The organism is Mesorhizobium sp. M5C.F.Ca.ET.164.01.1.1 (assembly GCF_004792125.1).
GTDB lineage: Bacteria > Pseudomonadota > Alphaproteobacteria > Rhizobiales > Rhizobiaceae > Mesorhizobium > Mesorhizobium wenxiniae.
Window position 1 is genome coordinate 1 of sequence record NZ_SRTG01000593.1, and the last position, 285, is coordinate 285.

The following is a 285-nucleotide window of genomic DNA, read 5'->3' on the forward strand; positions in this document are numbered from 1 at the left end:
GGCGACGAACCTTCATGCCGACGTGCTTTCAGATCTCGCAGGCGCGTTGACTGGCAGCCTTGGCGTTGCGCCTACGGCCAACATCGACCCCGAAAGGCGTTTCCCGTCAATGTTCGAGCCCATTCACGGATCGGCATTTGATATCGCCGGCAAAGGCATTGCCAATCCTATTGCTACATTCTGGACCGCGGTGCAGATGCTCAGTCACCTGGGCGAGCATGGGGCGGCCGATCAGCTTATGCGAGCCATCGAGCGCGCAGGTGAAGCCGGCATAATGACGCCGGA

The 285-nt window shown here is 60.0% G+C and carries 1 protein-coding gene; it reads left to right on the forward strand.

What is annotated here, in order from left to right; translation table 11 throughout:
• Window positions 1-285: isocitrate/isopropylmalate family dehydrogenase (locus EN807_RS34905; protein WP_246684547.1), on the forward strand; the 285-nt coding region annotated here is incomplete at both ends.